The organism is Clostridioides mangenotii TR (genome assembly GCF_000498755.1).
In the GTDB taxonomy this organism is placed as follows: domain Bacteria; phylum Bacillota; class Clostridia; order Peptostreptococcales; family Peptostreptococcaceae; genus Metaclostridioides; species Metaclostridioides mangenotii_A.
This window is the reverse complement of record NZ_AXUS01000041.1, coordinates 1-7905: the sequence shown is the minus strand read 5'-3', so window position 1 is coordinate 7905 and position 7905 is coordinate 1. Positions and strand designations below refer to the sequence as shown.

10 protein-coding genes and 1 pseudogene are annotated in these 7905 nt (G+C 30.8%); 1 reads left to right on the top strand and 10 read right to left on the bottom strand.

The window, feature by feature from the left end:
- The first annotated feature begins 153 nt into the window (after window positions 1–153).
- On the top strand, window positions 154–720 hold the full coding sequence (locus T473_RS0114630; protein WP_024622555.1) for a tyrosine-type recombinase/integrase: 567 nt from the start codon (window positions 154–156) through the stop codon (window positions 718–720).
- Between the two features lie 654 nt (window positions 721–1374).
- On the opposite strand, the pseudogene T473_RS0114620 reads toward T473_RS0114630, so the two are convergent.
- The 10 genes and pseudogenes from T473_RS0114620 to T473_RS18650 form a co-directional block, all read right to left on the bottom strand.
- A pseudogene (locus T473_RS0114620) lies at window positions 1375–2430 on the bottom strand (tyrosine-type recombinase/integrase).
- Between the two features lie 66 nt (window positions 2431–2496).
- Window positions 2497–3318: an N-acetylmuramoyl-L-alanine amidase gene (locus T473_RS0114615; RefSeq protein WP_024622553.1), complete on the bottom strand. Its 822-nt coding sequence runs from the start codon at window positions 3316–3318 to the stop codon at window positions 2497–2499.
- A 3-nt stretch (window positions 3319–3321) separates the two neighbouring features.
- On the bottom strand, window positions 3322–3576 hold the full coding sequence (locus tag T473_RS16980) for a hypothetical protein (protein ID WP_024622552.1): 255 nt from the start codon (window positions 3574–3576) through the stop codon (window positions 3322–3324).
- A gap of 35 nt (window positions 3577–3611) precedes the next feature.
- Window positions 3612–3866 carry a phage holin family protein gene (locus T473_RS0114605; RefSeq protein WP_024622551.1) on the bottom strand — a complete coding sequence of 85 codons (255 nt, stop codon included), beginning with the start codon at window positions 3864–3866 and terminating at the stop codon, window positions 3612–3614.
- 142 nt (window positions 3867–4008) lie between these two features.
- Entirely contained in the window at window positions 4009–5226 is a 1218-nt protein-coding gene (locus T473_RS0114600) for a hypothetical protein (protein ID WP_152522322.1), read from the bottom strand.
- Window positions 5227–5235: 9 nt separating this feature from the next.
- Complete coding sequence (locus tag T473_RS17470) at window positions 5236–5967, bottom strand: outer membrane protein assembly factor BamB family protein (RefSeq protein ID WP_161627581.1); 732 nt, start codon at window positions 5965–5967, stop codon at window positions 5236–5238.
- Between the two features lie 356 nt (window positions 5968–6323).
- Window positions 6324–6650 (bottom strand): hypothetical protein, encoded by a 327-nt coding sequence (locus T473_RS0114590; protein ID WP_024622548.1) that lies wholly within the window; start codon window positions 6648–6650, stop codon window positions 6324–6326.
- A complete protein-coding gene (locus T473_RS18800; RefSeq protein WP_024622402.1) occupies window positions 6650–7360 on the bottom strand; it encodes a hypothetical protein in 711 nt (236 codons plus the stop codon). The genes T473_RS0114590 and T473_RS18800 overlap by 1 nt, the downstream gene beginning before the upstream one ends.
- Window positions 7361–7458: 98 nt before the next feature.
- Window positions 7459–7593, bottom strand: a complete 135-nt coding sequence (locus tag T473_RS17920; RefSeq protein WP_077173636.1) for an XkdX family protein — start codon at window positions 7591–7593, stop codon at window positions 7459–7461.
- On the bottom strand, window positions 7593–7905 hold a 313-nt coding region (locus T473_RS18650), incomplete at its 5' end, for a hypothetical protein (RefSeq protein ID WP_024622547.1). The genes T473_RS17920 and T473_RS18650, both read right to left, overlap by 1 nt.

Sequence of the window (7905 nt, the reverse complement as noted above, 5' to 3'; positions counted from 1 at the left end):
TACGCTTTTAATGAAAACCGTAAACAACAATTAGTCCACAAAACGGCTTTATTTCAACGTTTTATCGGAAAAGCTGAAAAGTAATATTCTAAAAACGTAAATAGATATAGCTAAAACCGTAAATTAAAGCTATAATATAAATGAGGTGATATTATGGCCACAAGACCTTTAGAGCTCGATGAATATAAAACAATAATCGAGTTATTAAACACAGGTTTTACATATATAGAAAATGGCAAAGAAAAAGTAATCAATCCCAATCTTCAAACTTCAATGGCACTTATGCTTGAAGCAAATTTAGGGTTGCGTATATCAGATGTACTCAGATTAAAAGTTGGTAGCTTTAAAAGAGATAAGTTAGAAATTAGAGAAAAGAAAACTGGAAAGCTTCAGTATAGAAGTATTGACCCAAATATTTCATACATGATAAGCGAATATGCTTTAAATAAGGGGCTACGGGTAGATGATAATCTTATTTCAATTTCAGATTATACAATAAGACATTATTTAAGAATAATATGTAGGTATTTGAGTCTAGAAAATATAAGCACACATAGTTTTAGAAAAATGTATGCAACTATGCAATATGAACGTAGCAATAATAACTTAGAGCTTGTAAAAGAATTGCTTAATCATAGTTCTATAGCGACTACTCAGAGATATATAAGAGTTAGTCAGAAAGAAATAAATAAAGCATCGGGTAGCTTCTTTATAGGTTAAAATACAAGGTATAAATATTCAAAGAACTTTTTAAAATAGCTTAGAATCGATTCTATGAGGTCGCTTTTTAAATAATTTTTTAAAAACTTAGGGGAGTTAATAAATAATTATAAATATAGATTTATATTATTTAAAGTTTCTAAAAGAAGCAGTAACATTGCCTATAACAAGAATATCTTTATCTATATACTCATTAGCGTTTTTATGTATTACTTCTAATTTACTATTTTTATAAACTAAAAGAAATTTTCTTTGCGAATAGTCTTCATTTTGGCTAATGGTTAAAAAATCTCCTACAATTGTACTACTTAATAAATCTTTATCATATTCTAGTCTTTCATCAACTTTAATTACAAAATCTATATTTTGTTCTAAAACTAWTTTGATAKGAAKSGTWRWWAYAKCMASRGGATTWKTWAATTSWWWSCWWYRTRSTTCRWRWMYWTCMTWARMARWKRKRACARWTWCMARKKCAWWAARWCWWWYWAAWRGTKSTWKWMTYMAMMRTKAATRMTATMCYTMAWTYSWMATWTARWKAWTWRWKGWYRMRAMWRWATCTATGTTAATCTRAAAAATTGAASGGATTAGTAAATTCAAAGAACGTACTTTCGTGTCCTTTTATAAGAAAGAGTATAACAAATTTAAATGMAAAAGTCAAACATATRTTTGAMKAAATWMWSAKYKYYAKWAKAATMMTTTTMTMATCCTGAGTGTCTRAAKGWWTGGGCAWTAAAAGGAAKAWMTWTATCTTYTMWYKYKYATWKKWWAWYAYGAAWYTSTWRTTGACATATCACTGTGGTTGGCCAATAATTGCAATTCCTTAAGTTCAAATTTCTTTCCAAGTATTTTGCAATAATAATGATCGCCAGTAGAATAATTTTCTAATCCTGAGTGTCTAAATGAATGGGCATTAAAAGGAATATATTTATCTTCTATTGCGCATAGGATATCACAAAATTCTAAGATCCAATTATATAGTGTCTCATAAGATGCAGCCCTTTTAGGATTATTCTGAGTTACCCAAAGTGAAGATATATCATCTTCGCCTCTTTGGTTTAGCCATAGTTTCAATGCCTCTTGTGTCCTAGTAAAATAAAGTAAACAAAATTCTTTACCTCTTTTACCTATTACTTTATTAGTTTTATTAGAATCAAGTAAATTATGTTTCTCCACTTGGAATATTTCGTTTCTTCTAGCTATACTATCATATAACATGGCAATATAACAAGCTTTCTGATATTCTTGTTTCTCAATTAAATAATTATATATTTTTTCTACTTGTTCATCTGAGAGAAATACTATATCACGGACTTCTTCTTTAGGTAGTCCTTTTACTTTAGATGCGTGATTTATTGCGATATCGTCCTCATAGTCTTCCTCATTAGATGCAAACTCTAACATTGATCTTAGAGCACTCATTAATCTGTTAACTCTAGCATTAGACATGTTGCATTCTTCAGATAGCCAAAGCGAGTAATTCCTAAAATCTTTTTTCTTAAGATCACAAATCCTTTTATTATTTAATTTTTTAAATATATATATAAACAATATTCTCAAATCATTTCTATACTGATCAATTGTAGTCTTCTTTTTCTTTTGCGCTCTCATTTCCATTAAGTAGTCATCCATCAAAATTTTATTATATTGATTAACTTCATTCCATATGTTTTCATTATATATTCTATTATAAACTCTACCTCTTTTTGCCATTAAATCCTCTCCTTTTTAGCAAAAATAAAAAGGGCTGCATTTAGCAACCCTTCATTATTTGTCATTTTATTGTCTTTTAGATTTAGCAAAAGCCATAGCTAGATCAATTGTTTCAAATCTATCCACTCCATTGAACGCTGTGTATTTGTCTGGTAAGTTTTTCTCTTTTAATTTCTTTACAGTTACTCCGCCGATGGCATATAAATTATTTGCAGTATAAGATTTAAAATCATCAACTTTAACTACAACACAATCTTCTAAGTACCAAGAGAATAAGTTAGCTATATGCCAATCTATAGTTCCATCGTATAAAACACAATTCTTACGCATCGTATTACCTCCTTGAGATTCTGATATTGTTTTATTCAATATGCCTTCAGCTATTAATTTAGCCACATATTCATATCCTGTATTTTTTGCAATGTTATAGTCGGAAGCATTATCACAGAAAAAAGTTTCTAATAAAATAGTTGGACAGTCTGTCCCATTCAATATGTATAAATCTTTTCTAAGCTTAGCCCCACGATTAGTAAATTTTGTAGCTAACTTTTTCATAACTCTTTCAGCATATACCTTACCTGCATTTGAGACATATAAAACCTCTGCCCCTTTTGCAGTTTTATTAAAACTGTTTAAGTGTAATTCAAGGCAAAGGTCATATTTTTTCCCATTAATTTTTGGAAGTTTATAAGATTTTTCTTGTGTAGAGGCTGTAAATTGTTTCTCGGGACATATTATCACATCTACTATATGCCCTTCTTTTTTTAATATATTTGCCAATACTGGGGCAAGAGCCTTACAATATTGATATTCATTAACCACCCCACTGGCACTTGTACAATTCCCATTCTTTAGTATACTATGTCCTACTATTATACATATTTTCATAAATTATTCCTCCTTGTTGTTTATAATATTATCAAGTTTTTGTTCTATTCTGTCAGTACCTTTTTCTACATTTTCAACTCTAGCACTAAGACCCTGTATGCTGTCTGCAAACTGCCTAGAAACTTCTGTAAAGGTGTCCACACTTTGTCTATATAAATCTCTATCTTCTTTTTTTTCAGATAAAACGTTATTAATTAGAAGGTAGGCTATTACCCCTGCGATTCCTAAATTTATAAGCTCTGATCCTATTTGTTCCATTTTTGAATTCCTCCTAATTTTAATAGTATTATATTTTAATTATCTTTATTTTTTAATGGTTTATATGCATCATATAATCCCATAGATGCTCCTGCACATAATATGCCTTGTAGCATTGCCCCAGGAGAAATACCCTGCATCGATATACTAAATACAATCCCTAGTGTAAATAAAATAGGTGGTATAAAATCATTTTTTACTTTAGGGTAATTATTACATGCGAATCCAATTACATTGAGTGCAGCTACTAAAATTAATAACTGCTCTGGTATAAAACTAATTATATCCATATTAAAACCTCCGTTTTTATTTTTTGTATATAAAAAAAGCTAGGTATTTACCTAACTCTTGAAAAGATAGTATTTTATTTATTGATTGATCATCTTACGTCTCCATATTTGAAGTTTCTTTGATTCATATTTATTTTCATAATTAACCTCTTTTCTTCGCTAAACAAGTGAGCTCTTTGTCTGCTAAATCTGTGTAAGAATAACCGCCAGTGCCTCTGACACCCATTGTCATCGAACCATTTGACGATAAACCAAAGAAATCAGTAGGAGCTTTTGGTTTTGTTATATGAAACTTATCACCGTTGTGATCGAATTTGTAAAAATAAGTGTTAAGCATAACGAGACAATAAGATCCAAAGTAAGAAATTAAAGTGCCACTAACACCGCTTTGAACGGTTTTTGATGTTTTATTCACCAAATCAATAAGCAGAACGTAGTTGGTAAAACGAATGTACACGTGATCAAAACCAAACAAGGAAATAGACTTATTATAATTATTACCACTAGTTGTTACACCAGTGGGAATATCGATGACAAAAGTTAACTCTTTTGTATAAACGAAGCATTTTGTCCTGATAGTAAGACCAAAGCATAATACGTAGTTTGCAGTGATCTCGATAATTTCCATATTAGTATCAATAAGCTTAATGCTATCGACATATGTGCCATCAGCATTATATTTATCAAGATAACGATCAGCACCGCTATCATGTCGGCTTATACTATAAAAATGTTCGCCATTGAATGCAAAGCCATGATAAAAATAGTATTTAGTTTTAAAGTATACGGTTTTAACTAAATCGCCTTGGCTATTGTAACATTCAACACGATATTTAGAACCAGTAGAATTGTACTCCGCACCTATCATATATAAATCTTCATAACCATTGTCATAACCATGTAACATAAAAGTATGACTTGGCGAATAAGGCAAAGTTAGACGCTTAAATTCAACACCATCAGGAGTAGAAAAAACGAATTTATTATCATTTCTTTGTATTGTAACTGAGTCATTGAACATCTCAATATTAGTCCAGTTTTCAGATAATTGAACATTCCCGTTATATTGAAAAAATTCTTCCTGAGCCGGTGGGTAAACTTGTTTTTTGTATATATGCGTAATATCATATTCGTTCTTACTTGTATCAACCGCATACCCGACAAACCCAGGAGCGACCTCGGGTTTAGGAGTTGGATAATTATCAATAAAATCAGACACGCCACTCAACGGCATATTTACCACCGTATTATCAACGTGCTTTACAGACGCTTCGATTGCCAAGATAGTTTGCCTAACATCGTCACTTGTATCCTTCGCTTCCAGTGCTATGTCCACCATTGGACTATTTTCGTTAACCAAAACGATCACCTACCTTCTTTTTAAATCCATTTCAATTATTTTTGAATAATTGTCGAAACGCTTATAAACACCATAGTTAGAAGAAGCAAAATATAAAAACTGATTAGTGTCGACTACCATACTAAGAATACTCATATTAACACCATTAACTTCCCAAACCAAATCACCATCAGGAGAGACTTTTCTGATCTTATTATCAACGCCCAAGCAACCACCGTAAACAAAACCGTATTTATCAATAGAAATGGTACCAAAGTTACTATATGCTGAACCTAAATGACTCCAAACCAAATCACCATCAGGAGATATTTTTTTTATTGTTTTATCGCTTGAACAAGTATAAACAAAACCATCATCATCAACTTGTAGATCAGAAACAATATCAGTATGATATGGCTTTGACCAAATTAAGGCACCATCAGAGGAAATCTTTTTAAGTTTTCGCTCAGTACCGATACTATACACATTACTGTCTTTATCAACTGCAACGCACGTCATTGAACTAGCGTTATCAGAAAAAGACCATATTTCAGAATTATCAGAAGATATTTTTCTAACAGTTTTGTCGTTACTACAACTATATATATAATCGTCTAGACCAACAACTACGTCACGAACCGAATCTGTGTGACCAGTAAACGACCAAACGTTTTTACCTTCAGGTGTTATTTTGTTAATATGTTTAGATTTACCACAAGTGTATATAAATTCGCTATTATTATCAATAGCAATTGCAAACAACGCCAATGCGTCACGTGGAATAAACTTCCATTGAGTAGAGCCATCTGAATTTAGTTTTACAACATTTTTATCATCACCACAACTATATACGTTACTATATTTATCAACCGCAACACCACGAACCCAGTCAGAGTGTGGAAAATAATTCCACGTATTGATTAAGGGGTTGGGCGAATCAGGATAATTTAAAGTAGTATTAATCTTCGTTACGTCATATTCTCGATCTTTCGTATCTATCATCGCACCAACATTAGGCGGATTAATCGTAAGATCACCACTAAGTGTAGGGAGTTTAGCTATCTGTTCCGGAACGCCGCTAAGTTTTGTATCAGAAGAAGTTATTATTCCTTTTGCGTTTAACGAACTAGCAATATTAATTCGATTAAGTTCCAACGCTTCAGATACGATTTATATTCGTTTATAATATCACCAAGCTTTGTATTAGAAGGTAATGGAGTGTTTTCATATAGAGCGTTAGTAACGAAATTAACCTCTTCAAGAATCTTTTCATACTTATTTATATTTGATACAATGTCATTTTTAACGCCAGTTAAACGAGCCTGTTCGTCAATATCGCTTTTAGACGATTCAAGTAACGCATTCGTTTCTGTTAAAGATTCACGAAGGAGCGTGAGCTCTCTTTCGCAAACCAGCCTTGCTTTGTCAATATCTTTCTTTTTCACTATAACACCGCCTTTATTGCGTTAATCGAATCAATTAAGGAAGTCTTATTAGTCTTAAATTCTTGATTGAGATCTATACCATCAACGGTGATAGTTTCAGCAACTATACTTTTCGGAGTGATATCTTTACCATCAACTTTGGTAACCACATCAAAACTTTCAATATTCAATTCAATTTCATTAATAGCCCCTATTACCGTTTTGTGCGTTGTATTAAGTTCATCAAACTCTACTGTTGGATCAAATGCCCCATCCTCCCCCTTTAGTGAGTTTAACCATTCAGACTCAGTTCCTATATAACCCTTATCTTTAGCTATCTGATATGCTGATTTACCATCAGCTCCAACTACTCCATTTCCTCCTCCAATTATTCCATGATAAAATAATAGACCATTCATAGTTAACGAAGATAATTTTCCATTTTCATAAATTAAATCATATGTTTTTGCAGAATGTAATTCACCATTGTCTTCAAAGTATTCAACTGATTGAGTTAGGTAATTATTATTTTCATCAATATTTGATAACGTTGACTTCTTTATCAATAATTCATTGTCATAAACTTTTATTATTGTACAAATATCAGATTCGTCTTTGCCTTCTCTTATAATTTTTAGTCCTGATCCAATCTCTTTCTCTAAATTATCTAGCACTAGATTGGTATTATTAGGAGTATTATTAACTTTTTTATTTAATACTGTAATATCCAAATATTTCACCTCTTTATATTTAATAAAAAAGAGCTTGGAATTTAATCCTAACTCTAAATTAAAAACATATTCTATTTATATCTACTCATAAAAAAAGACTACTTAATATAGTCCACGTTTGTTATTTCCTTATACTCTTCTAGTGTTATGTTGTTTAACTCTACCGCATCTTTTACTCTTTCTATATCCCAATTCTTTGGATAAAACAACTTTATTAATTTATACCAATCCATTACTTAGCCCCCTTTAACATCATTAATTCATACGCTAAATCTGCAGTTATATTGTCTGCTGTCTCTTGTTGTATTTTTAATTTTATTATTTCATCTTTTAGCATATCCTCTTTTGTCGGTGGGATTTCCTCATATTCATAGTATGGTTCTTTTGTATCTATATTCACATATAATGCAGCTATCTTACCATCTTGTTGCATTGGATCTAGTAACTTTTCTACTAATATACCATTACTTGTATCTTGTAGTAGTTCTGGTTTATAGTGTATCAAACCAACTCTACATTTATTATCTTTTATTTGTTCTAAATTT